At 44.9% G+C, this 22,291-nt stretch carries 17 protein-coding genes and 1 pseudogene; 8 read left to right on the top strand and 10 right to left on the bottom strand.

What is annotated here, in order from left to right:
- Positions 1-107: 107 nt before the first annotated feature.
- Entirely contained in the window at positions 108-1,670 is a 1,563-nt protein-coding gene (locus KHN79_RS09300) for a sensor domain-containing diguanylate cyclase (protein ID WP_182008525.1), read from the top strand.
- Positions 1,671-1,683: 13 nt separating this feature from the next.
- Here the strand turns inward: KHN79_RS09300 and KHN79_RS09295 are convergent, their stop codons facing one another.
- Positions 1,684-2,550, bottom strand: coding sequence for an ion transporter (locus KHN79_RS09295; protein WP_182008524.1), 867 nt, complete (start codon positions 2,548-2,550; stop codon positions 1,684-1,686).
- 35 nt (positions 2,551-2,585) lie between these two features.
- Positions 2,586-3,225, bottom strand: a pseudogene (locus tag KHN79_RS09290) (YchE family NAAT transporter).
- 688 nt (positions 3,226-3,913) lie between these two features.
- Between KHN79_RS09290 and adhE the strand changes: the two are divergent.
- The gene (gene adhE / locus KHN79_RS09285; protein WP_182008522.1) at positions 3,914-6,616 is read left to right on the top strand and encodes a bifunctional acetaldehyde-CoA/alcohol dehydrogenase; all 2,703 of its coding nucleotides are present in this window, start codon (positions 3,914-3,916) and stop codon (positions 6,614-6,616) included.
- A 139-nt stretch (positions 6,617-6,755) separates the two neighbouring features.
- On the opposite strand, the gene KHN79_RS09280 is transcribed toward adhE, so the two are convergent.
- The 3 genes from KHN79_RS09280 to sodB form a co-directional block, all read right to left on the bottom strand.
- On the bottom strand, positions 6,756-7,439 hold the full coding sequence (locus KHN79_RS09280) for an SDR family oxidoreductase (protein WP_182008521.1): 684 nt from the start codon (positions 7,437-7,439) through the stop codon (positions 6,756-6,758).
- 180 nt (positions 7,440-7,619) lie between these two features.
- The gene (locus tag KHN79_RS09275) at positions 7,620-8,123 is read right to left on the bottom strand and encodes a VC2046/SO_2500 family protein (protein WP_182008520.1); all 504 of its coding nucleotides are present in this window, start codon (positions 8,121-8,123) and stop codon (positions 7,620-7,622) included.
- A 154-nt stretch (positions 8,124-8,277) separates the two neighbouring features.
- Positions 8,278-8,862: a superoxide dismutase [Fe] gene (gene sodB, locus KHN79_RS09270; protein ID WP_182008519.1), complete on the bottom strand. Its 585-nt coding sequence runs from the start codon at positions 8,860-8,862 to the stop codon at positions 8,278-8,280.
- Positions 8,863-9,153: 291 nt separating this feature from the next.
- On the opposite strand from sodB, the gene KHN79_RS09265 reads away from it, so the two are divergent.
- Positions 9,154-9,489 (top strand): Grx4 family monothiol glutaredoxin, encoded by a 336-nt coding sequence (locus KHN79_RS09265; RefSeq protein WP_182008886.1) that lies wholly within the window; start codon positions 9,154-9,156, stop codon positions 9,487-9,489.
- A 72-nt stretch (positions 9,490-9,561) separates the two neighbouring features.
- Complete coding sequence (locus tag KHN79_RS09260) at positions 9,562-10,188, top strand: DsbA family protein (RefSeq protein ID WP_182008518.1); 627 nt, start codon at positions 9,562-9,564, stop codon at positions 10,186-10,188.
- A 60-nt stretch (positions 10,189-10,248) separates the two neighbouring features.
- Here KHN79_RS09260 and KHN79_RS09255 read toward each other — a convergent pair whose 3' ends face one another.
- The 4 genes from KHN79_RS09255 to KHN79_RS09240 all read right to left on the bottom strand — a co-directional run bounded on the left by KHN79_RS09255 (position 10,249) and on the right by KHN79_RS09240 (position 15,709).
- Complete coding sequence (locus tag KHN79_RS09255; protein ID WP_182008517.1) at positions 10,249-10,797, bottom strand: GNAT family protein; 549 nt, start codon at positions 10,795-10,797, stop codon at positions 10,249-10,251.
- Positions 10,798-10,894: 97 nt separating this feature from the next.
- On the bottom strand, positions 10,895-11,665 hold the full coding sequence (locus KHN79_RS09250; protein WP_182008516.1) for a peptidoglycan binding protein CsiV: 771 nt from the start codon (positions 11,663-11,665) through the stop codon (positions 10,895-10,897).
- A 7-nt stretch (positions 11,666-11,672) separates the two neighbouring features.
- The gene (gene mfd, locus KHN79_RS09245) at positions 11,673-15,134 is read right to left on the bottom strand and encodes a transcription-repair coupling factor (protein ID WP_182008515.1); all 3,462 of its coding nucleotides are present in this window, start codon (positions 15,132-15,134) and stop codon (positions 11,673-11,675) included.
- A gap of 5 nt (positions 15,135-15,139) precedes the next feature.
- On the bottom strand, positions 15,140-15,709 hold the full coding sequence (locus tag KHN79_RS09240; RefSeq protein WP_182008514.1) for a PilZ domain-containing protein: 570 nt from the start codon (positions 15,707-15,709) through the stop codon (positions 15,140-15,142).
- Between the two features lie 282 nt (positions 15,710-15,991).
- Here KHN79_RS09240 and lolC point away from each other — a divergent pair, with 282 nt between their 5' ends.
- From lolC to lolE, 3 genes are read left to right on the top strand one after another with little or no spacing between them, the layout of a single operon-like run.
- Positions 15,992-17,200: a lipoprotein-releasing ABC transporter permease subunit LolC gene (gene lolC / locus KHN79_RS09235; protein WP_182008513.1), complete on the top strand. Its 1,209-nt coding sequence runs from the start codon at positions 15,992-15,994 to the stop codon at positions 17,198-17,200.
- Positions 17,193-17,900, top strand: coding sequence for a lipoprotein-releasing ABC transporter ATP-binding protein LolD (gene lolD, locus KHN79_RS09230; RefSeq protein ID WP_182008512.1), 708 nt, complete (start codon positions 17,193-17,195; stop codon positions 17,898-17,900). Before lolC ends, lolD begins: the two co-directional genes overlap by 8 nt.
- Positions 17,901-17,902: 2 nt before the next feature.
- Positions 17,903-19,147 (top strand): lipoprotein-releasing ABC transporter permease subunit LolE, encoded by a 1,245-nt coding sequence (gene lolE / locus KHN79_RS09225; protein ID WP_182008511.1) that lies wholly within the window; start codon positions 17,903-17,905, stop codon positions 19,145-19,147.
- 354 nt (positions 19,148-19,501) lie between these two features.
- Here lolE and KHN79_RS09220 read toward each other — a convergent pair whose 3' ends face one another.
- Positions 19,502-20,011 (bottom strand): DUF2062 domain-containing protein, encoded by a 510-nt coding sequence (locus tag KHN79_RS09220; protein WP_182008510.1) that lies wholly within the window; start codon positions 20,009-20,011, stop codon positions 19,502-19,504.
- 8 nt (positions 20,012-20,019) lie between these two features.
- Here KHN79_RS09220 and KHN79_RS09215 point away from each other — a divergent pair, with 8 nt between their 5' ends.
- Positions 20,020-22,278, top strand: coding sequence for a DNA internalization-related competence protein ComEC/Rec2 (locus KHN79_RS09215; RefSeq protein ID WP_182008509.1), 2,259 nt, complete (start codon positions 20,020-20,022; stop codon positions 22,276-22,278).
- Positions 22,279-22,291: the final 13 nt, after the last annotated feature.

Below are 22,291 nucleotides of genomic sequence, written 5' to 3'. Positions count from 1 at the left end.
TGCTGCTGCTATTGTTACCGGGTATATTAGGGGTGACTGATAAATGTCGGAAACGATAGCTTTTGATGTTTCCTCTGCCCATTGAGCAGAAAAAGATAAGCCATTTTATGCAGCTACGATGTCGCTTTAAAAGTTATATTACTCTTGTACTGATACTGTTCAGTTTTCCTGTATCTTCTTTTACGTTGAACTGGCAGCAGGCTTTTGAACAGCACCACGTTATCATGTTGTTGATAAGACCAGGCGATGGTCAAATCATCAAAGCAAACCGTGCAGCAAGTGAGTTTTATGGTTACTCAACTGCGCAGTTAGAGTCTATGAGTGTCTTTAAAATTAATGCACTCAGCCGGGAAGCGACTGCTAAAGAAATGGCGTTAGCCAAAGAAGAAAACCGTAATTACTTTATTTTCCCACACCGTCTATCCAACAACGAACTCAGAACCGTTGAAGTCTCCTCAATACCTACTATCTATAATGGCGAAATCTTGTTGTACTCGATCATTCGTGATATTTCCGAGTTTAAAAAAGCACAACAAGGATTATGGGATTACCAAAACCGCTTAGAAGACGTAATTAATGAACAAGCTGAAGAGCTAAATGTCAGGTATCATCAGCAAGTTGCAGTTCTTTTGGTTATCTCGTTGTTACTCATAGCATTATCAGCCGCATTAGCAAGACAGATGTCGCTGCAGCGCAAAACTAAATACCTGTTAGAAGTAGAAAAAAAGCGTTTATCCGATGTAATTTGGGGCGCCAATGTTGGTACGTGGGAGTGGTTTGTTGACAGTGACAGACTGGCCGTCAGTGATTTAGCGTTATCGCTAATAGGCTTTGAGGGCTGGCCTCTCAATAAATGGAATATGACTAAGGCCCAGCGGATTTGTCATCAGAGTGACTGGGAAAAGTCCCACTTTAACCCTGGTAATATAGTCAACTTAAAAGGTGAAGACGCGTTCTATGAAAGCGAAGTCAGGATGCAACATGAAAGGGGTCATTGGGTATGGATACTCATCCGTGGTCGCATTATTAAACGTGATAAAGAGACCAACCAACCTTTAGTGGTTGTGGGAACGTTTCAGGAAATCTCGAAGCAGAAAGAGATGCATGAGAAGCTCTACGAATACGCGCATATCGATTTACTGGCGGAAGTCCCGAACCGTCGCTCTTTCACCCAGTGTCTGGATAATCTCCATCGTGAATCTTGCGACGACAATTCCAATCATGTCCTGTTTTATCTTGATCTCAACAAGTTTAAAGAGGCGAATGATAAATTCGGCCACAAAGCTGGCGATCAGATCATTAAAAATGTCGGGCAGAGGCTTAAAAAATTGTTTCGATCTTCTGATCACATTTTTCGCGTCGGGGGCGATGAATTCACGATATTACTGAAAAATATCGAATGCACCTCTGTTATTAACAACATAGCTGAAAAAGTTATTAAGGCGCTTTCGGAGCCACACCTGCTAGAAAATGGTGTCACTGCTGTTGCGCCTCCAAGTATCGGGGTCGCAGTGTACCCTAAAGACTCAAGTAACGCAGATACTCTAATCTGTCAGGCAGATCAGATGATGTACCTAGCTAAAAATCGTTACCCTTCTGGTGGCTATGAAGTGTATACCCCAGAAAAATTTGTTATCTCCGCTGAGTACAACCAACCGCGTTATTGTTAGCTCATCAAAACTTCTAATCGCTTTTGCTCTCGACCGATACCACTCGTTTGTCCGGGTCGGCCAACTCACTGCCGCAATGTTTGCAGTAGATAGCGTCTGAATCATGACCGGCCTGTGAGCAGTTAGGACATTTAACCAGTACTTTATGGGATTGCATTTCCTGATGGAGTTCTGCGGTTACTATACCTGTTGGTACGGCGAGGATTGAATAACCAAGCAACATTGTCATGGATGCCAGCGCTTTACCTAAGCTGGTTTGCGGAACCAAGTCGCCATATCCAACCGTGGTAATTGTCACAATCGCCCAGTAAATGCTTTTCGGAATACTGGTAAATCCATTTTCAGGCCCTTCTACGATAAAAATCAGTGAGCCAAAAATCGTTACAAGAATTGCAACGGCACTAAAAAATATAAATATTTTCCTGCGAGCCATGAGCAACGAACGAAGAAGAACATTTGAATCTTGTAGATATCGAACCAGCTTTAGGATCCGGAAAATACGCATTACCCGGATTGCTCTTATTACCCCCATAAATGACGCCGACGGGAAGAACAATACTAAGTAGGTTGGCAGTATTGCGAGTAAATCAACAACACCGTAGAAGCTTTTTGCATAAGCGGCGGGTTTAGGTGAGCAATATAAGCGCAGTAAATATTCAATCGTGAACAAACCTGTAAAGGTATATTCCATATACTTGAGCTCTTGTGCCCATTTTGCACTTACAGACGGGATAGAGTCGAGTATGAGTATAATCAGAGAGCAGATGATCGCGATGATGAGTGCGATATCGAACGTACGCCCGGCTTTGGTGTGTGTACCAAAAATCGTAACGTAGAGTGTGTTTTTGAGAGAATGAGTCTTCATGACAAAGCGATCCATTATTGAATCGCTCTATCATACAAGTTTATAGAAAATCAGGCTAATCCGGGAAACAGGTTGCGCAATCCATTCGCAATAAACTCAATACCGAGCGCACCTAGGATCAAACCCATAATACGGGTGATGACGTTGATGCCAGTCTGACCTAAAAATCGCACGATTAAAGGCGCGGAACGAAATAACAACCAAGAGCAGAAACAGAACACGCCGATGGTAATACTGATACCTACAGTATCCAGCATGGTTGGATAGCGCGCGCCATAAACGATGGTAGAGCTGATAGCACCCGGCCCGGCCATCAGGGGCATCGCTAACGGAACAACACCGATCTGTTCGCGGCTCACGTACTCCGTTTTTTCCTGTTTGTTCTGTTTATCTTCACCCAGCTTACCGCTCATCATTGAGAACGCGATGCTTAATAGTAGCAACCCGCCTGCAACTCTGAACGAATCCAGAGAAATACTGAACATATCTAATAGCAACTGACCTGCCAATAATGAAATACAGAGGATGATGGCAACAGCAATGTTGGCTGTGGTGGCGGTTTTTCTCTTTTCTTCCGGAGTCATATGCCCGGTTAAAGATACGAATACAGGCATGATACCCACAGGGTTTACTGCCGCGACCAGACCTAAAAAAAAACTGTAAGAAGATCGCTAGCTCTAAAGTTTGCATAGTGCGTGCTCATATAAATTCACAAAAGTGAAAAACGAAGAGAGTAGGATATCTAAATCGCTTTCTAGTCACGCGATTTGATATCGGGCGCTACTGTAAGTGAAAACTGCGTCGTTAAGAAATGAAAAAAACTAACCTATTTCCCATGTTATTTGTGAGAAAAACTAATTTTTTAATAAACTGTATCTGATCTGCAAATCAAATGTTGCGTAGGATGCTATTGTTTAACAGCTACGCCTTACTCAAGCGCATAACTTATGCAAGCTTTTGAACAGAACAAAGGTTGATTGCATAGAGGTGACTCATTTCGATATACTCGCAGTAGCACATGAATTTAGGCATACATGTAATTTGTTTGTCTAAAAATGAAACTTTTTTACATGTTGATGTTGTTTATTTAATTTTTATATCTATTTGCTGTTTTTTTGCTCTAATTGTTTTTGGTAAATAAAAGATTATATATCAATAGCTTGTGTTGATTTGTTGTGGTAAACCACTACTTTGGTAGTAATTCGATAGTGAGAACTGATCCAAGTCAATTTTTTTCACACAGTGAAATATTATACTCAGCCATGAAAGCAATTTACTAAGTCGTTCGTTTTGTTAAGTGGCTGATTATCAGTAAGAAGATATAAGCAATAGACTTACTAAAAAGTTTTTAATATTTGTTAATTTTAGGAGAATCCCTATGCCTGTAACTAATATGGCTGAACTAGATGCAATGATTGCTCGCGTTAAAAAAGCGCAAGAAGAGTTCTCTACTTACTCTCAAGAGCAAGTAGATAAAATCTTCCGTGCTGCGTCTCTTGCTGCTAACCAAGCTCGTATCCCTCTAGCGCAGCAAGCGGTTGAAGAATCTGGTATGGGTATTGTTGAAGATAAAGTAATCAAGAACCATTTCGCTTCTGAATTTATCTACAACAAATACAAAGACGAACAGACTTGTGGCATCCTGGAAGAGGATGACAATCTAGGTACTATGACTATCGCTGAGCCTGTAGGTATCATCTGCGGTATCGTACCAACTACTAACCCAACATCTACTGCGATTTTCAAATCTCTAATCTCTCTGAAAACTCGTAACGGTATTATCTTCTCACCACACCCACGTGCGAAAAACTCAACTAACGATGCAGCTAAACTTGTTCTGGATGCAGCGGTAGCAGCAGGCGCGCCAAAAGACATCATCGGTTGGATTGACCAGCCTTCTGTTGAGCTATCAAACGCTCTTATGAAGCACGATGATATCGCACTTATCCTTGCAACTGGTGGCCCAGGCATGGTTAAAGCAGCTTACTCTTCTGGTAAGCCAGCAATCGGTGTAGGTGCAGGTAACGTTCCAGTAGTTATCGACGAAACTGCAGACATCAAACGTGCTGTAGCTTCTATTCTAATGTCTAAGACTTTCGATAACGGCGTAGTGTGTGCTTCTGAGCAGGCAGCAATCGTTGTTGATTCAGTATATGACGAAGTGAAAGAGCGTTTTGCTTCTCACAAAGCTTACGTACTAAGCAAGCCTGAAGCAGAGAAAGTTCGTAAAGTTCTTCTTATCGATGGTGCACTAAACGCGAAAATCGTTGGTCAACCAGCACATGCAATCGCTGAAATGGCGGGTGTTAAGGTTCCTGCAGATACTAAAGTACTTGTTGGTGAAGGTCTTGGTAAAGTTTCTTACGATGACGCATTTGCTCACGAGAAACTGTCTCCGACTCTGGGTCTGTTCCGTGCTGACAACTTTGAAGACGCAGTTGCTCAAGCAGTAACTATGGTTGAGATTGGCGGTATCGGCCACACATCTGGTCTTTACACTAACCAAGATACAAACGCAGACCGTATCCGTTACTTCGGTGACAAGATGAAGACTGCACGTATCCTAATCAACATCCCGACTACTCACGGTGGTATCGGTGACTTGTACAACTTCAACGTTGCGCCTTCTCTAACGCTAGGTTGTGGTTCTTGGGGTGGTAACTCTATCTCTGAGAACGTAGGTCCTAAACACCTAATCAACAAGAAAACTGTTGCGAAGCGAGCTGAAAATATGTTGTGGCATAAACTACCTAAGTCAATCTACTTCCGTCGTGGTAGCCTTCCAATCGCACTGAGCGATCTAGAAGGTAAGAAACGTGCATTCCTAGTTACTGACCGTTTCTTATTCAACAACGGTTACGCTGATGACGTAGTAAGCTTGCTTAAAGCACAAGGTATGGAAGTTCAAACATTCTTCGACGTTGAAGCAGACCCAACACTATCAGTAGTAGAAAAAGGTGCAGCTCAAATGGCTAGCTACCAACCAGACGTGATTCTAGCGCTTGGCGGTGGTTCACCAATGGATGCAGCTAAGATCATGTGGGTAATGTACGAGCACCCAGAAACTCACTTTGAAGAATTGGCTATGCGCTTTATGGATATCCGTAAACGTATCTACAAGTTCCCTAAAATGGGTAAGAAAGCTGAGCTTGTTTGTATTACTACTACTTCAGGTACTGGTTCAGAAGTTACTCCTTTCGCGGTTGTTACTGACGACAAAACTGGTGCTAAGTACCCGCTAGCAGACTACGAAATCACGCCAAACATGGCTATCGTTGACGCTAACCTAGTAATGAACATGCCTAAGTCTCTAACAGCGTTCGGTGGTTACGACGCAGTAACTCACGCTCTTGAAGCTTACGTGTCTGTTCTTGCTAACGAGTACTCTGACGGTCAGGCTCTTCAAGCACTTAAGATGCTGAAAGAGTACCTACCATCAAGCTACGCGAACGGTGCAAACGACCCAATCGCTCGTGAGAAAGTACACAACGCAGCAACTATCGCTGGTGTTGCATTCGCGAACGCATTCCTGGGTGTGTGTCACTCAATGGCGCACAAGATTGGTGCTGAGTTCCACTTGCCACACGGCCTTGCGAACGCACTACTAATCTCTAACGTGGTACGTTACAACGCGAACGACAACCCAACTAAGCAGACTGCATTCTCTCAATACGACCGTCCACAAGCACGTCGTCGTTACGCTGAGGTTGCTGACCACCTAGGCCTAAGCCAAGAAGGTGACCGTACTGCTCAGAAGATTGAACGTCTACTAGCATGGTTGGATGAGCTAAAAGTGAACCTAGACATCCCAATGTCTATTCAAGCGGCAGGTGTTGCTGAGTCTGACTTCATCTCGAAACTAGATGAATTAGCGGTTGAAGCGTTCGATGACCAGTGTACTGGTGCGAACCCACGTTACCCTCTAATCAGCGAGTTGAAAGAAGTTCTGACTGCTTCTTACTACGGTAAAGCTTTCGTTGAAGGTGAAACTTTCGAAGGTACTACAGTAATCAAGAAAAAAGCAGACCAAGAAGCAGCAAAATCTGCGCCTAAAGCTAAGAAAGAAAAAGCTGACGCGTAAGTAAGTGTTGATTTGAGAAAGGTTTTCGCTAGCACGAAACCTTAATCGGGAAAAAGCAGAAGCCCCAGTCACAGACTGGGGCTTTTTTTATTCGTATGTATCGTCCTGAAATGTACCCGCGAGAGGGGAAAGTTGGTCGTTAAACCTCAGTAGAAACCACTCTTCCGCTAAAATACTCATTAGCGATAATGTACGCCGTATTACGCACCAACTCATCTTGCATTTCCGCCCAATGGAACTCGTCTAAATCTTCTTTGGTGTGGGTTACTGAAGGGATGACACCTCCGACCCTTATATTAAAAGGGGTAAGCTCTTTTGCCCAACTATAGGTAAACCCGGACACCAAAGCAGCCATACTTTCTACACCAGTCAGATCTTCGTGGTTGTCATGTGAGATTACGTTGACGATTACACCTTTCTTATTACGGGTTCGGAAGCGTTCTGCTGATACCTGGCCATAGGTATAAAGAAAACTAGCGGCAGAAGAGAGGTGATCAACATAGGTACTCATTGGCTCTGGTGTCATTAAGCCGGGCATGGGTGAACTCGTCCAGCAATTGACAACGACATCTGGCATCGTACCTAGCTCAGACTCTATCTGATCAAATAATAAGTGTACTGATGTTGGGTCGTTACTACACACACGCATGGCGTAAACCTTCTCGGTGAACGCGCTGATTTCGTCGTAGGTGGCCTTCAGAGGTGCGGAGCTTTGGTCACATAGAATCAATGTCGCGCCAAGGTGTGCAAAATGACTAGCGCACGTTCTGCCGATAAGCGAACCTGCGGATGTGACGAGTATGATTGATTCTTTAATATTCATAGCACCCTCACTGCTCAGTGAAAATCAGAGGTTTGTGCTACTAGCATGGATTACATTTGAACCACTCAGTGTGAAAAGCTTCAAACTAACGCTTTTGACGAAAATTTATTGTATGGGAATCGGTAAGGCGTCACATTTCGGGCGTGTTACCAGTGCAAGTGGGTGCTCAAAATTCGATCACTAAGCCTGAGTTTGGAGTTGGTATTGGCGCTGAGCGGTGACGAGTTGATTGTAAAGACCAGCATCTGGAATGAGCGTTTTATTTCGCTCACCTAAATTGCGTCGTTCGTGCCCTGATAAGTTTTGGTACACCTCTTCCGGAAGATCAAAGGTATCTTCTGGTAAATAGGTCAGTGCATCAGGCTTGAGGTAATGGCTGAGCTTCGCTGACGGTAAACCGGCACTGTGAAACTGGTTAGCTTGTTCTGCAGCGAGCTCGTAACTGCTGCTGTCGGAGCGTAAAGTTTGTGGTTGGGAGAGGCCAAATTGCTGACGGAGGATCGCGTCATTGGTGTTCGTCTCTTCAACTTTTTCTACCGGAACTACATCGCGAACGTCGTTCGAAAACATAGACAAAATCAGAGCAAAGTCAGCACGACGCCCTTCGTGAACAGCATGGTTGATACCATTGCCGAACTGAAGTTCGTTAATTATTGCCGCTTTGTCTAAAGTATGAATTTGCATGATGTTCCTCTTGAGATGCCTTTATAGCGGCGTATCGCAGAAGAACTTTAGGAAAAAGAGAATTTTAAAGCTGAGTTTTAACTCGAAGAAATAAAAAGCCCGCTGTAATAGCGGGCTTTTATATAAGACTAAATTGAACTGAGGGGGAAGTGAATTACTTCGCTAGGTTCTCTGCTACGAAATCCCAGTTTACAAGAGCCCAGAAGCCGTTCATGTAATCAGGACGTACGTTGCGGTAGTCGATGTAGTACGCGTGTTCCCAAAGGTCAACAGTTAGAAGAGGAGTTACGCCTTCTTCTGTTAGTGGAGTAGCTGCGTTAGAAGTGTTAACGATGTCTAGAGAACCGTCAGCCTTCTTAACTAGCCAAGTCCATGAAGAACCGAAGTTGTTGATTGCTGCATCAGTGAACTTCGCTTTGAATTCTTCGAAAGAACCGAATGCTGCGTTGATTGCTTCAGCAACTGCGCCAGTTGGCTCGCCGCCCGCGTTTGGAGCTAGACAGTGCCAGTAGAACGTGTGGTTCCAGATTTGAGCAGCGTTGTTGAATACGCCACCAGTAGAAGTCTTGATGATCTCTTCTAGTGTTTTGCCTTCGAACTCAGTGCCAGGGATAAGACCGTTTAGCTTAACTACGTAAGTGTTGTGGTGCTTACCGTGGTGGTAATCTAGAGTCTCTGCTGAGATGTGTGGTTCTAGTGCGTCTTTCGCGTAAGGAAGAGCTGGTAGTTCAAATGCCATTACTCGATTCTCCGTTGATATGAAAGGGTAACCTTTCGATTGCTTCCAGTGTTTTTATTCGTTTTGAGTCGGTACGACTGACTTGCTAGGTATTTTAGCAAGTTTTTACTTTATTAAAACCCCGATATAGAATTATTTTGAGTTGAGCGCAGGATGGAGTAGTAAGGAAATGCTAAGTTACTCATTCAATCATGTGCTTACATAAACCATAACAATTATATGGTTTTTATTCTGCCGTTATTGAGTAAAATGTGGCAAATATTTAAGTTCACATCCATGAATGAGGAAGCGATGGAAACTATCGACAAAATCAAACAGCAGATCTCTGAAAATTCAATCCTGCTGTACATGAAAGGCTCACCGAAACTGCCAAGCTGTGGTTTCTCTTCTCAAGCGTCACAAGCTCTGATGGCATGTGGTGAGAAGTTCGCTTACGTAGACATTCTACAAAACCCAGACATCCGTGCTGAGCTGCCAAAATACGCACAATGGCCAACTTTCCCTCAATTATGGGTTGAAGGTGAGCTGATTGGTGGTTGTGACATCATTCTGGAAATGTTCCAGAAGGGTGAACTTCAGCCTCTAATCAAAGAAGCCGCAGCTCGCGCTGAAGGTGAAGCTGAGTAATTCGTAAATACTCATATTTGCGATAGAATACGAGGGAGCCGCATTGGCTCCTTTTTCTTTTAGGGTAGTGGAATGAACATAAAGCTTTATTACGTGCATGATCCGATGTGCAGTTGGTGTTGGGGCTACAAACCAACTATCGATAAACTGAAGCAGCAACTGCCAGGTGTGATTCAGTTTGAATATGTCGTAGGTGGTCTTGCACCGGATACGAATTTGCCAATGCCTCCTGAAATGCAGCAAAAGCTTGAAGGGATCTGGCAGCAAATTGAACGTCAGCTAGGTACCAAGTTCAACTATGATTTCTGGAAACTGTGCACCCCAGTAAGAAGCACTTATCAGTCATGCCGTGCAGTGATTGCAGCAGGTTTTCAGGATTCTTATGAGCAAATGCTTGAAGCTATCCAGCATGCGTATTACCTGCGGGCGCTACCTCCGCACGAAGAAGCGACGCATCTGCAGTTAGCTAAAGAAATCGGCTTGAATGTTCAGCAGTTTAAAAATGATATGGATGGGACTTTGCTTGAGGGTGTATTCCAGGACCAGTTGAGCTTAGCGCGAAGCCTCGGTGTGAACTCTTATCCCAGCTTAGTACTACAAATCAATGATGCATACTTCCCGATTGAGGTTGATTACCTGTCAACAGAGTCAACACTCAAGTTGATTCGCGAACGTATCACGGAAAACATGCCGAAATAACTGCCAAAAAGCAGAATAAGAAAGCCATAAAGCCGCAAACTTTTGTTTAGCGGCTTTTGTTTATCTGAGATCTTGCGGCAGTAGCGAATAAACCACGCCATCTTTGGGTTTGCCCTTGAAAATAAAACGATTTCTCGCGATGGTCTCTTTACACGCCCCAATGGATTCAATGAGTGCCTGGCTGGCGGTATTTTCGGTATCGCAAACGATTTCTATCCTAGTCAGGCTTAGTTTGGCAAAGCAGAACTCAGCCAAAGCACAGACGGCTTCTTGCGCATAACCGCGACGCTGATAACGGTCCGCAACCCAATATCCGATACTTGCCATATTAAAGGTGTGATAAAGCTCGTTTACCGCTGCCATTCCCAATAGAGCATTAGTCTCACGATCATAAATGCCAAAGCCAAAGGCTTCGGTTTTAACCCAGTTAAGGCGCGTGGCAAGCAGAAAGTCCTGTGTATCTTTTAGCGATACGTTTTCATTACACCAGTCTAACCAGGTATGAAGGGTAGGCGAGTGAACGAGTAAATGATGCAGAGCATTTGCGTCCTCGGCTGGAATGAGACGTAAAGCTAGGCGAGGTGTGATGATTTCGAAATCAGGGCTCATGAATCAGTAGGGCTTCTATCGCTTAATGTTTTCTAATAACTCTCTAGTTATAAAGCAAAAGCGCAGCCGGAGCTGCGCTTTTGTGGGGTTTTGTTAGTTACTCCACACGACGCACTTGGATAATCATGCCCATTAACGGGCTGTCCAGGTAGTGTGTTTCGCCGCTTCGCATACGGCGTTTTTGATCCAGTCGGTAGGTTTTAAGGAACTTCTCTTCTGTAACCATTGGAGAAACGTCCGCTAAGTTACCAATTTGAACATTTCCATCTATGATTCCCATCTCATCGGTTAGCTGATCTGTTGGTGTTGATTCTAAACGTACTTGACGGACACTAGGCTCCCTCAAATCCATTGTCGTTTCTGCAAACAAATAGTGCTGAACGTAGATCTGAATCTTGCCATCCAATTCGTACAGCGGGCCGTTTACGTTGGACTCACTGTAACCATCACTGGAAAAGGTTGTATTGCTGCCGTCATTCGGGCTGCCATCAGCGTAATAGGATTCAGAAAAGTCTCGTCCGCCGACGATACGAAAAACAGGTGCGCTGCGCTGGCCCTGATCTCCCTGTCGCCATGCAACATGCTTCAGCACTTTAAATCCTGCATGACTGTTCAGAGCCGCTTCTTGTGGGTTTAGATGGAACGAGGAACTCGGCAGAACAGTGACACCTTTAGAAGAGCGATAAGCATCGCTATCTAAACTGCCTACATTCATCATTTCGATCTCAGGCAATTCGTCTGGCCAGGATTCACTCGTGCTTTCAGCGTCGACTGCTCGCTTGAAAATGATTACTTCAATATCAAATTGGCGTTGTGCCCAAGAAGGCATAGAGACACATAGAAGTAATAACGGGATCAGTATTCTCATTCGACTATTAGCTCGTTGGTAATAAATTCTGTTTAAAATCATTCAGTAAGTCTTTCACAAACTGAACGCGTTTACGTCGGTCTGTTAATGGTACGCTAAACTTGAACTTAGTTGGACCTTCCATTGCAAATTTCTTCGGTTGCGACTGGAGAAGTTTAACCAAATACATCGGATTTATGTCAGCATCAGGGTAAAACTCTACGAATCCACCTTTATCATGTGCTTCAATTTTTTTCGCTTTCAGGTTGCCGGCAGAAAATTTCAATTCTGATACGGCCAACAGGTTTTTCGCTGCATCAGGAAGAAGGCCAAACCGGTCAATCAGCTCCACTTTTAACTCAGATAGCTCATCAGCATTGGTTACGCTGGCAATACGTTTATACATTGAAAGACGAGTATTAACGTCCGGAATGTAATCATCAGGTAAAAGTGCTGGTATACGCATCTCAACTTCTGTTTGCTCACGAAGCAAATCGTCTAATGATGGCTCTTTACCTTCTTTCAGTGCTTCGACTGCTTGTTCAAGCATTTCCATATACAGTGTAAAGCCAACTGACTGAATTTGCCCACTTTGTTCATCACCAAGTAGTTCACCGGCACCACGAATTTCTAAATCGTGCGTCGCGAGGGTAAAGCCAGCGCCAAGATCTTCGAGAGAGGCAATTGCATCGAGACGTTTAATGGCATCTTTGGTCATGGCTTTCGGGTGAGGCGTTAATAAGTAAGCGTAAGCCTGGTGGTGAGAACGGCCAACACGACCACGCAGCTGGTGTAACTGAGCCAGGCCAAGGTTATCTGCACGATCCATGATAATAGTGTTCGCGGTCGGTACATCGATGCCTGTTTCAATGATCGTAGTACACACCAGAACATTAAAACGCTGGTGGTAAAAGTCATTCATGATTCGTTCTAGCTCACGCTCACGCATTTGGCCGTGCGCAACGGTGATACGCGCTTCCGGAACCAGTTTTTGCAAATCTTCGGCGGTCTTTTCGATGGTTTCTACCTGATTGTGCAGGAAGTAAACCTGACCCCCACGCATGATTTCTCGTAATACCGCTTCACGTATAACAGGCTCTTCGCGCTGACGGACAAATGTTTTGACTGCTAAGCGACGCGCCGGAGGAGTTGCAATGATGGAGAGATCACGCATTCCGCTCATCGCCATGTTGAGCGTACGTGGGATAGGTGTTGCGGTAAGAGTCAGGATATCGACATCTGCACGCATCGCTTTCACTTTCTCTTTCTGGCGCACACCAAAGCGGTGCTCTTCATCGACGATAAGCAGACCAAGATCTTTGAACCTGATATCACTCGAAAGCAGTTTGTGTGTACCAACCACGATATCGACTTTACCTTCGGCTAGATCTTGCAGAATTACTTTCTGTTCTTTGGCCGACTTAAAGCGTGATAGCACCTCTACACGAATCGGCAGATTAGCGAAGCGATCACGGAAGTTTTCAAAGTGCTGCTGAGCAAGCAGAGTCGTTGGCACTAATACCGCTACCTGTTTACCGTTGTCGGTTGCTACAAAGGCGGCTCGCATGGCGACTTCTGTTTTACCAAAACCAACATCACCACATACCAGACGGTCCATGGCTTTTGCTTGGCACATATCCGACATTACCGCGTTGATTGCCATGGACTGATCGTCGGTTTCTTCGAATGGGAAGGTGGCTTTGAAAGTCGCGTACTGACCGCGATCGAGCTCGAATTTAAATCCTGGTTTCAATTCACGTTTAGCGTACACGTCGAGAAGTTCGGCTGCGACATCCCGGACTTTTTCTGCTGCCTTACGACGTGCTTTCGCCCAGGCTTCTCCGCCGAGTTTATGCAGTGGTGCGCTTTCTTCTGCACCGCCGGAATAACGGCTGATGAGGTTCAGTGATGACACCGGTACATATAGCTTGGCATCATTTTGATATTCAAGCGTAACGTATTCGGTTTTCATACCGCCTGCTTCAAGGGTCTGCAGACCGATATAGCGTCCGATACCGTGATCAATATGTACCACAGGTTGACCAGGCTTCAGTTCGGCTAGGTGGCGGATAACGGTATCGCTGTTGACGGCTTTTTTATCTTTGCGGCGGCGCTGAATAACGCGGTCACCAAGTAAATCGCTTTCACAGATCAGCGCAAAGTTAAGTTCTTCATGGATAAAACCGTGCTCTGCCGCACCGAGAATTAAACTGAATCGGTTATCTGAGTCCAGGGCTTGGTACAAAGATTTGTGTACCACTGGGCGAACTTTAATGCCTTGCAAAAGTTCAGTCAGCGCTTCACGTCGGCCTTCCGACTCGACTGAAAAAACGATTTTACCGGTAAACTGCTCGCTAAACTGACGCAGGCGAGCCAAAGGTTCTTTGTTCTGTTGCTGAACCCCAAGCTCTGCCAGTGATTTAACGGGCAGATTTTCACGGCCAGCACGTTTAACTATTTTCTCCAGGTGTAACTGAGCTTGCGGTAACTGCTTAAAGTGAGTGAAAAGCTCATCTTTTTTCAACCACAGATCGTGTGGTGCAAGCAGAGGACGCAGAGGATCAATTTTCTTCTGGTCGTAGCGGTATTCTACGTCATGTAAGAACGTGTCTACTGCGGTTTCAATATCGCCATAAATAATTAATTGTGAGTCGTCAGGTAAATAATCGAACAAGGTTTCGGTGTGTTCAAAGAACAGTGGTTGCCAATATTCGATACCTGCCGGCCATGTGCCTTTTGTCACCTGCATATAGATAGATTCAGGCTCACGACGTGCTTCAAACTGAGTACGCCAGCGAGTGCGAAACTCTTCAATTGCTTCTTTTGTGGTTGGGAATTCATGTGCAGGAAGCAGCTGGATCTGTTTAATGTCTTCGATCGAACGTTGATTCTCCGGATCGAAAGTACGGATGGTATCGATCTCGTCATCAAAGAAATCAATTCGGTACGGGTCATCACTTCCCATGGGGAACAGATCAAGAATAGAGCCTCGGCTGGCGTACTCACCGGGGCCGAAAACCTGGTCTACATGTCGGTAGCCGGAGTTTTCGAGTTGTACACGCAGTTTTTCCAGTGAGAACTGGTCGCCAGTTTTTACCATTAAAGTATGCTGCAGCAAGAAATCACGCGGTGACTGGCGTTGTAATACTGTACTGACGGGAACAATGGTGATGCCGCTATTCTGATTCGGTAACTGGTACAAACGCGCAATTCGGTCTGAAATGATTTCCTGATGCGGGGAAAAGTTATCGTATGGCAGTGTTTCCCAGTCGGGGAAAAGGCTCACTGACTGGTCGGTGAACTGTTCAATTTCTGCTTGTAGCTTTAGGGCAATTTGCGGATCAGGCACCACAAGAAGTGAATGACTTGAGTGCTGTTTCGCTAGTTCTGCAATCGCGAGCGGGAGTGCTGCTCCCGGTAAATTGCCTAACTGTTTTTTATCGCCACGCTCAGAAGGACTGGTGACGGAAAGTATCGTTGCTTTTGTCATAGGAGTTATTTGTTATCTCGCTCCAGTGAGCGCTGACGTAGTAATTTTTGTTGTTGGTATAAAGCGGCTTTAATCAGCAAATCCTGATCGGTGTCTCTGAGCATTTTGTATTTCAGAGTGATGAAAAAGCCCTGTTCTGCTGACTCACATTCTACCACCTGAGCGTAGCAGTATATTGCTGCTGCCGGATGATCCAAGAACAGTTTTGCCCGCACCAATTGGTTTAATTCTAGCGCGCTAGCGGCACGGTAACTGAGCTGACTCGCCCCAAACTGAGTAGTCTGAAAGCGGGTTTCTGAGTCGTCTTGCTGTGACAGCATAAAGCTTAACAGCAGGTTAAGTTTAGTATTCTGTGTGTCGAGCAGTTCAATAACATGCTTTAATTCTTTGTTTTTCAGCTCTAAACGCGCGTTGTCTGCTAATGTGTCTAACTTGCTGAATTCACTCGCAACAATAAATGGTGCCGGTATTTCGGAAGTGAAAGTTTCTTCGTCTGGCAAAGCAAAGTTGGTGCTTAACGCTTCCACGTTTATTGTCAGGTTGTGGTGAACGGTGAAATATTCTTGCTCTGTCATCTTGTCGGTCCTTTTGCCAGCGAGCTCTCTCTGTTTCATTATCTGTAGAGATTCAGTATCAAGACAGATTTCATATCTGAACAGAGAGTAAGGCACTGATTATCGCTAACTGAATAAAGTTATCAAGTTTACCTGTTTCCCGGCCTGAACTTTTTGTTCTAAATGCAGACTTATTGCATGTCGTTGACAAATTTAGCGATTATCTTGTCTTTTTCATTAGAAGAGTAAGGTAAGATAACGGCTAACGTAGCGAAATCTAAACATCTAGTTGATTTATCTTATATGTATCATCCTATCTCATTATTTATTGGTTTGAGATATCTTCGGGGACGCTCCGGAGATAGGTTTAGCCGATTTGTGTCTTATATGTCGACAGCAGGCATTACCATCGGAGTGATGTCATTAGTAACTGTGCTATCGGTGATGAATGGCTTTGAAGCTCAGCTTAAAGAGCGCATTCTAGGTGTACTGCCTCACGCGGTTATTTCTCAGAATGATGGTAAAACACCGTTTACGGAATCAGCTCCTGAATTCATCCAGAATATTTCTGCACTGGCGAAGCCGGAACCTGTTGTTCGTGGTGAAGCGGTTATACAAAGCTCAGCGCAACTAACGGCAGGGTATTTGATTGGTATTGAGCCGAAAAAGCGAGACCCGATAGCGAATTACTTAATTGCAGGACGTTTATCGGCATTACAGGCCGGCGAATATCAAGTCTTTCTCGGACACAGTTTAGCGCGCTCTCTAAAAGTTTCTATCGGCGATAAAGTGCGTTTAATGGTCACAAATGCTACGCAGTTTACACCGATTGGTCGTATTCCGAGCCAACGAAACTTTACTGTCGCAGGTATTTTCAATACGGGCTCTGATGTTGATGGGCAACTTATGATCGTTAATATGACGGATGCGGCTAGGCTGATGCGCTTACCGGAAGATACCGTATCTGGCTGGCGTGTGTATTTTTCAGATCCATTTGTGGTAACAGAATTTGCCAACAAACCAATGCCGCAGGGATGGCAGTGGAGTGACTGGCGCGCTCAGCGTGGCGAACTTTTTCAGGCGGTGAAAATGGAAAAGAACATGATGGGCTTAATGCTGGGACTTATCGTGGGTGTTGCAGCGTTTAATATCATATCAGCGTTAATCATGGTGGTGATGGAAAAACAATCTGAAGTGGCCATTCTCAAAACACAGGGTATGACTCAAACGCAAGTGATGACGATTTTTATGGTTCAGGGTGCAAGCAGCGGTGTGATCGGTGCTATCGTGGGTGGTTTGGCAGGAGTGATGTTATCACTCAACTTAAACGCGATTCTTGAAGCTGCCGGTGTTGCGCTATTTTCTTTCGGTGGTCGTCTGCCTATTTTGATTGATTCATCCCAGATTCTGTTAGTCGTGGTACTGGCAATTGCTCTAAGCCTGACCGCGACGATTTATCCTTCTTACCGAGCATCTTCTGTTAAACCTGCTGAGGCACTTCGCTATGAATAAGCTATTAGAATGTCGTGATATTCGTAAAGTCTACCGTGAGGGTGCTCTAGATACGGAAGTGCTAAAAGGGGTCAGTTTTGATCTTGAGAAGGGAGAGTTGGTTTCTATAGTCGGTTCATCTGGCTCTGGTAAAAGTACTTTGTTGCATATTCTAGGTGCACTTGATGATGCAACCCATGGTGAAGTGGATTTTCTGGGGCAAGACCTATCATCTTTGGGGTCCAATAAACAAGCGGCTTTACGCAATAAGCATTTGGGTTTTGTGTATCAGTTTCATCATCTGTTAGCTGATTTTACGGCATTGGAGAATGTGGCAATGCCGCTATTGATTGGTGGTGCCAAGGCGGCAGAAGCGAAAGCGGCTGCGAAAGCGTTACTCGACAAAGTCGGCTTAGGTCATCGTATCGACCACCGGCCATCGGAGCTGTCGGGTGGTGAGCGTCAGCGTGTCGCGATAGCTCGTGCCTTGGTTAATAAACCAGATCTTGTTCTGGCTGATGAGCCGACTGGTAACCTGGATCACAATACTGCACTCGCTATTTATGATTTGATGCGCGAGCTAAACCAAGAGTCGAATATTGCTTTTTTAGTCGTGACACACGATAACGAACTAGCTGCAAAGATGGATCGCCAGATGCACATGCAAGATGGATTGCTGGTGGATAGTTTGACGACTCAATCAGCTGTTGAGGAGGCCTGATTTTGTTTTCATCCTTAGCATTGATGATCGGTGGCCGTTTTAGTCGCGCAAAAAAACGCAACAAAATGGTGTCGTTTATCTCTTTGTCTTCGACCATTGGTATTGCTGTCGGTGTTGCCGTCATCATTATTGGCCTGTCTGCAATGAACGGATTTGAGCGAGAGCTACAATCACGTGTACTCTCGGTCATTCCACATGCTGAGCTAGAGGGCGTAGATGGGCCGCTACAAAACTACAGCAAGACAATGGATCAATCGTTAAAACATAAACATGTGGTTGCGGCTGCGCCGTATGTTCGCTTTACAGGGCTGACTGAAAAGGGCAGTAAATTAAAAGCCGTTGAAGTACGTGGCGTTGAGCCTTCGTATGAGCAAGCAGTCTCAAGCATGTCTGATTTTATTGATCCTGAAGCCTGGCAAAACTTCTATGCAGGTCAGCAACAGGTCATTCTAGGCCGAGGTGTCGCTGATGAACTGGGAGCTGAGGTTGGCGATTTTGTCACTTTAATGATTCCGCAAACCGGGGTTGGTAGTCGGGTTCAGGCGCCAAAACGTGTGCGTGTTCAGGTCATCGGTTTTTTAACTTTGAATGGTCAGATCGATCACTCCCTTGCGTTAGTGCCTTTAGAGGATGCGCAGCAATATGCGCGATTAGGGGATGGTGTTACTGGTATTTCACTCAAAACAAATGATGTACTTAACGCTCCGGAAGTGGTTCGCGAAGTGGGCGGACTGATAGATGTGTATGTCTATCTAAGAAGTTGGAAACAGCAATTTGGTTTCTTATACAGGGACATTCAGCTTGTAAGAATCATTATGTACCTGGTGATGGTGCTGGTGATTGGTGTCGCATGTTTTAATATCGTTTCTACTCTGATGATGGCGGTAAAAGATCGTGCTGCAGAAATTGCTATCTTGAGAACCATGGGAGCTAAAGACAGTCTGATAAAGCGTATCTTTGTTTGGCAAGGAGTGTTTTCAGGAGTACTGGGCAGTCTTGTCGGAAGTATTATTGGTGTTTTGGTTGCCTTAAATCTGACGTCTCTGATTAAAGGGCTGGAAACGCTGATTGGCCACCAGTTCTTATCAGGAGATATTTATTTTGTGGATTTCCTACCATCACAGATAAATTGGCCAGATGTGGCATTAGTATCGATAACGGCGATTGTGCTCAGCTTAATAGCGACCTGGTATCCGGCTTCGCGGGCTGCCAAGTTAAACCCAGCCGCAGTGTTGAGTGCGAAGTAATACCAATGCCAGTAATTTAATTATCAGAGAATTGCGCAGGACTTACTGCTCAGAAAAAGTCGTTTATAGCAACGCAGAATTTGCAGTAACTAGTGGTTCTAAATTATAAAAATTCTAACGTAGCAATAAGCGATTTTAACCAGCAAGAATGATTAGATAATTACTGGTATTGGTATAAATTGCTTTAGATATTAATAACGCCTTAAAACACAAAAGGACCGATTTCGGTCCTTTTTGCAATTCAATGTTTATCACCCTATCTACATATCATTCGCAGGTGACATCTGTTTGCACTCGGATTGTTATTTGCGCCTCAGCGCATCTCGGTAACGCTGATTTCTCTACGATGAGGATTTATCTTATGCTTCGCTTTTGCCAACTGCGAACCACTGAGTAACGCCACAATCCGCGAATGCCAAAGTAACCTATTATGGCTGAAGCGACTGCACAGATAGCACATCCTAACAGGAATGGAGGCCCGATCGTATTCATCTGCTGCATGATGAAGTCCCACGATAATTCAAAATGGAACGGCTGTGGCGGAACATGCATCACAAGTGCCCCGACTTTGTAGGCGAAATAGAATAAAACAGGCATAGTGATAGGGTTACTAACCCATACCAGGGCGACAGAAAGAGGCAGGTTAACACCCATTAATATGGCTAAACCTGCAGCCATGATCATCTGACTAGGGAGAGGAACGAAAGCCATAAACAAGCCAACGGCAAAAGCACCAGACGCAGAGCGACGGTTTAAGCACCACAGGTTCGGGTTGTATAACAAGTTGCCGAAAACCTTCAATGCTTTTTGACGCTTGATCACTTCGTGATCTGGCATGAGGCGTTTTATCAACTTTCTAGGCATAGAACAGCATGACTCTCTCAGAAAAAAGTTGGACCTTGGTGTTATTTGTAGCAAGTGTCATTTCATCAGCCTGGTGGCCGATTATGCCGGACTGGCCTTGGTTACTGCTGGGAATAATTACCACTGGCTTACTTATCAAATTACGTCGTGGCTTAATCAGCATAGGCATAATCTGGGGCTTTATGGTCGTCATTATCCACGGCAATGTGGTTGAGTATCAGCGACAAGCCCTTTTAAAATCAGGGGTGAATAGTACCATAACTGGCGAAGTTGACAGCTCTTTTAAGCAAATAAGTCATGGATATGTAGGTATCGTGACTATAAATCAGGTCAACGATCACAACTTATTACCTTTTCTTAAACCTAAAGTGCGTTTAGTCACCCCTTTTCCCATCCCTGTTAACAGCGAATTTACGACGACGGCGCAGGTTAAGCCTATATTCGGACTGCGTAATGAAGCCGGGTTCGATGCAGAAAAAGGGGCAATGGGGCAAGGCATTTCAGCCAGAGTTATTGTGCCCGCCGATGCGAGTTGGATGATACGAACCACCTCCAGCTTTCGCCAGACTTTTATTGATCGGGTATTGATGGATATATCTCATCTCGACCATCTGCCGTTAATCAGTGCATTGGCTTTTGCGGACCGGTCAAGCCTTGACGATGATGACTGGATCGAACTCAGAGACAGTGGCTTACTGCATCTGATCTCTATTTCAGGTCTGCACATTGGGATGGCGTTTAGTTTCGGTTTGGTACTTGGCGTTGGAGTTCGTATTGTTTTCCCCCGTTGGGCGCTTATACCTTCAATCACCGGATTATCTGTAGCTCTTGGTTATGCATGGATGGCGGACTTTTCCTTGCCAACGGTTCGGGCAATATTGGTCTGCGTTATTTATGTATTGCTTAAACATGCTCTAATTTACTGGAGTGCATGGAGGGTGGTATTGCTGGCGGTGGCTATCCAGTTGTTCATACAGCCTTTTGCTTCATTTAGTATGAGTTTCTGGCTGTCCTATTTGTCGGTTGGCTTGGTACTGTTTGCGGTTCATTTGGTCCAAATGCAAAAGGGCTCCCTGATTGCTAAAATCCGTGCAGCCTTTAGCATGCAACTTTGTCTGAGTTTGTTGGTTGTCCCTCTTGGTGCTTACTTTTTCAGCGGCTTTAGCTTGTCAGCAATCCTCTACAATCTGGTTTTTATTCCTTGGTTTGGGTTTGTCGTTGTTCCACTCATGTTTTTGGCATTATTTCTTTCGTTACTGCTGCCGGATTTGGCCAACCCAGTATGGCAATTAGTGGACTTTTCGCTTTGGCCGCTAAGCGAATCACTTCAGTATGCACTTGGAACCTGGTTAACGCTTTCGCTTGAAACGACATGGCTTTTTGCCTTGTTAAGTGTTTGTCTTGTTCTGAAGCGCTTTTTATCAAGTCAAGCGTGGGTGCTTTTAGTTGCCGTTGTAGTCTGCGTCAGTTCAATGCGTGATCGCTATAAAGAAGGTTGGCGAGTGGATGTTCTCGATGTCGGGCATGGCTTGGCTGTCATTATCGAAAAAGACGGTCAAGTTTTACTGTACGATACGGGGAAAGCCTGGCAGGGAGGCAGTATTGCGGAGCAGATTATCACTCCGATACTCCAACGCAGGGGTTACACGTCGATTGATACTCTGGTGCTAAGCCATGTCGATAATGATCATGCCGGAGGGCAGCACATCATTGAAGAGACATTTGGGCCGGTAGTAAAACGTAGTAGCCAGTATTTTCAAGGTTATCAAGCCTGTGTTAGGGGAGAAAGCTGGATTTGGCAGGGGCTCGATATCCAGGTTCTCTGGCCACCCAAACTGGTCAGGCGCGCTTATAACCCTCACTCATGTGTACTAAGAGTCAGCGACCCGGAATCCGGGATTAATGTGCTTCTTACCGGAGATATAGAGGCTATTAGCGAGTGGATATTACTCAGGGAACCAAACAAACTACGGAGTGAGATCATGCTTGTGCCGCATCATGGGAGTAAAAGCTCGTCTAATCCGCGATTTATTGAGGCGGTTTCACCAGTGATAGCCATTGCATCTTTAGCAAAAGATAATCAGTGGGGGATGCCTGCTAAGTCGGTCGTTTCCTCTTACCAAAATGCTGGCGCTCTTTGGCTCGATACCGGCGAGAGTGGTCAAGTAACGTTCAAAGTAAGTGAAGGCAAGTGGTACTTTAGCACCAAACGCAGCGATACATTTGGGCCTTGGTATAGGCAGATGCTGCGTAAGGGGGTAGAATAAAAGTCTTAATGTA

Origin of the sequence: Vibrio sp. B1FLJ16 (genome assembly GCF_905175385.1) — a bacterium.
In the GTDB taxonomy this organism is placed as follows: Bacteria; Pseudomonadota; Gammaproteobacteria; order Enterobacterales; family Vibrionaceae; genus Vibrio.
The sequence above is the reverse complement of the archived record's forward strand: the minus strand, read 5'-3'. Positions and strand labels throughout refer to the sequence as shown.

Excerpts from the sequence above, each read along its gene's own strand:
- KHN79_RS09300 (WP_182008525.1), top strand. The coding sequence starts at position 108 with ATGCAGCTACGATGTCGCTTTAAAAGTTATATTACTCTTGTACTGATA.
- KHN79_RS09295 (WP_182008524.1), bottom strand. The coding sequence starts at position 2,550 with ATGGATCGCTTTGTCATGAAGACTCATTCTCTCAAAAACACACTCTAC.
- adhE (WP_182008522.1), top strand. The coding sequence starts at position 3,914 with ATGCCTGTAACTAATATGGCTGAACTAGATGCAATGATTGCTCGCGTT.
- KHN79_RS09280 (WP_182008521.1), bottom strand. The coding sequence starts at position 7,439 with ATGAATATTAAAGAATCAATCATACTCGTCACATCCGCAGGTTCGCTT.
- KHN79_RS09275 (WP_182008520.1), bottom strand. The coding sequence starts at position 8,123 with ATGCAAATTCATACTTTAGACAAAGCGGCAATAATTAACGAACTTCAG.
- sodB (WP_182008519.1), bottom strand. The coding sequence starts at position 8,862 with ATGGCATTTGAACTACCAGCTCTTCCTTACGCGAAAGACGCACTAGAA.
- KHN79_RS09265 (WP_182008886.1), top strand. The coding sequence starts at position 9,154 with ATGGAAACTATCGACAAAATCAAACAGCAGATCTCTGAAAATTCAATC.
- KHN79_RS09260 (WP_182008518.1), top strand. The coding sequence starts at position 9,562 with ATGAACATAAAGCTTTATTACGTGCATGATCCGATGTGCAGTTGGTGT.
- KHN79_RS09255 (WP_182008517.1), bottom strand. The coding sequence starts at position 10,797 with ATGAGCCCTGATTTCGAAATCATCACACCTCGCCTAGCTTTACGTCTC.
- KHN79_RS09250 (WP_182008516.1), bottom strand. The coding sequence starts at position 11,665 with ATGAGAATACTGATCCCGTTATTACTTCTATGTGTCTCTATGCCTTCT.
- mfd (WP_182008515.1), bottom strand. The coding sequence starts at position 15,134 with ATGACAAAAGCAACGATACTTTCCGTCACCAGTCCTTCTGAGCGTGGC.
- KHN79_RS09240 (WP_182008514.1), bottom strand. The coding sequence starts at position 15,709 with ATGACAGAGCAAGAATATTTCACCGTTCACCACAACCTGACAATAAAC.
- lolC (WP_182008513.1), top strand. The coding sequence starts at position 15,992 with ATGTATCATCCTATCTCATTATTTATTGGTTTGAGATATCTTCGGGGA.
- lolD (WP_182008512.1), top strand. The coding sequence starts at position 17,193 with ATGAATAAGCTATTAGAATGTCGTGATATTCGTAAAGTCTACCGTGAG.
- KHN79_RS09220 (WP_182008510.1), bottom strand. The coding sequence starts at position 20,011 with ATGCCTAGAAAGTTGATAAAACGCCTCATGCCAGATCACGAAGTGATC.
- KHN79_RS09215 (WP_182008509.1), top strand. The coding sequence starts at position 20,020 with ATGACTCTCTCAGAAAAAAGTTGGACCTTGGTGTTATTTGTAGCAAGT.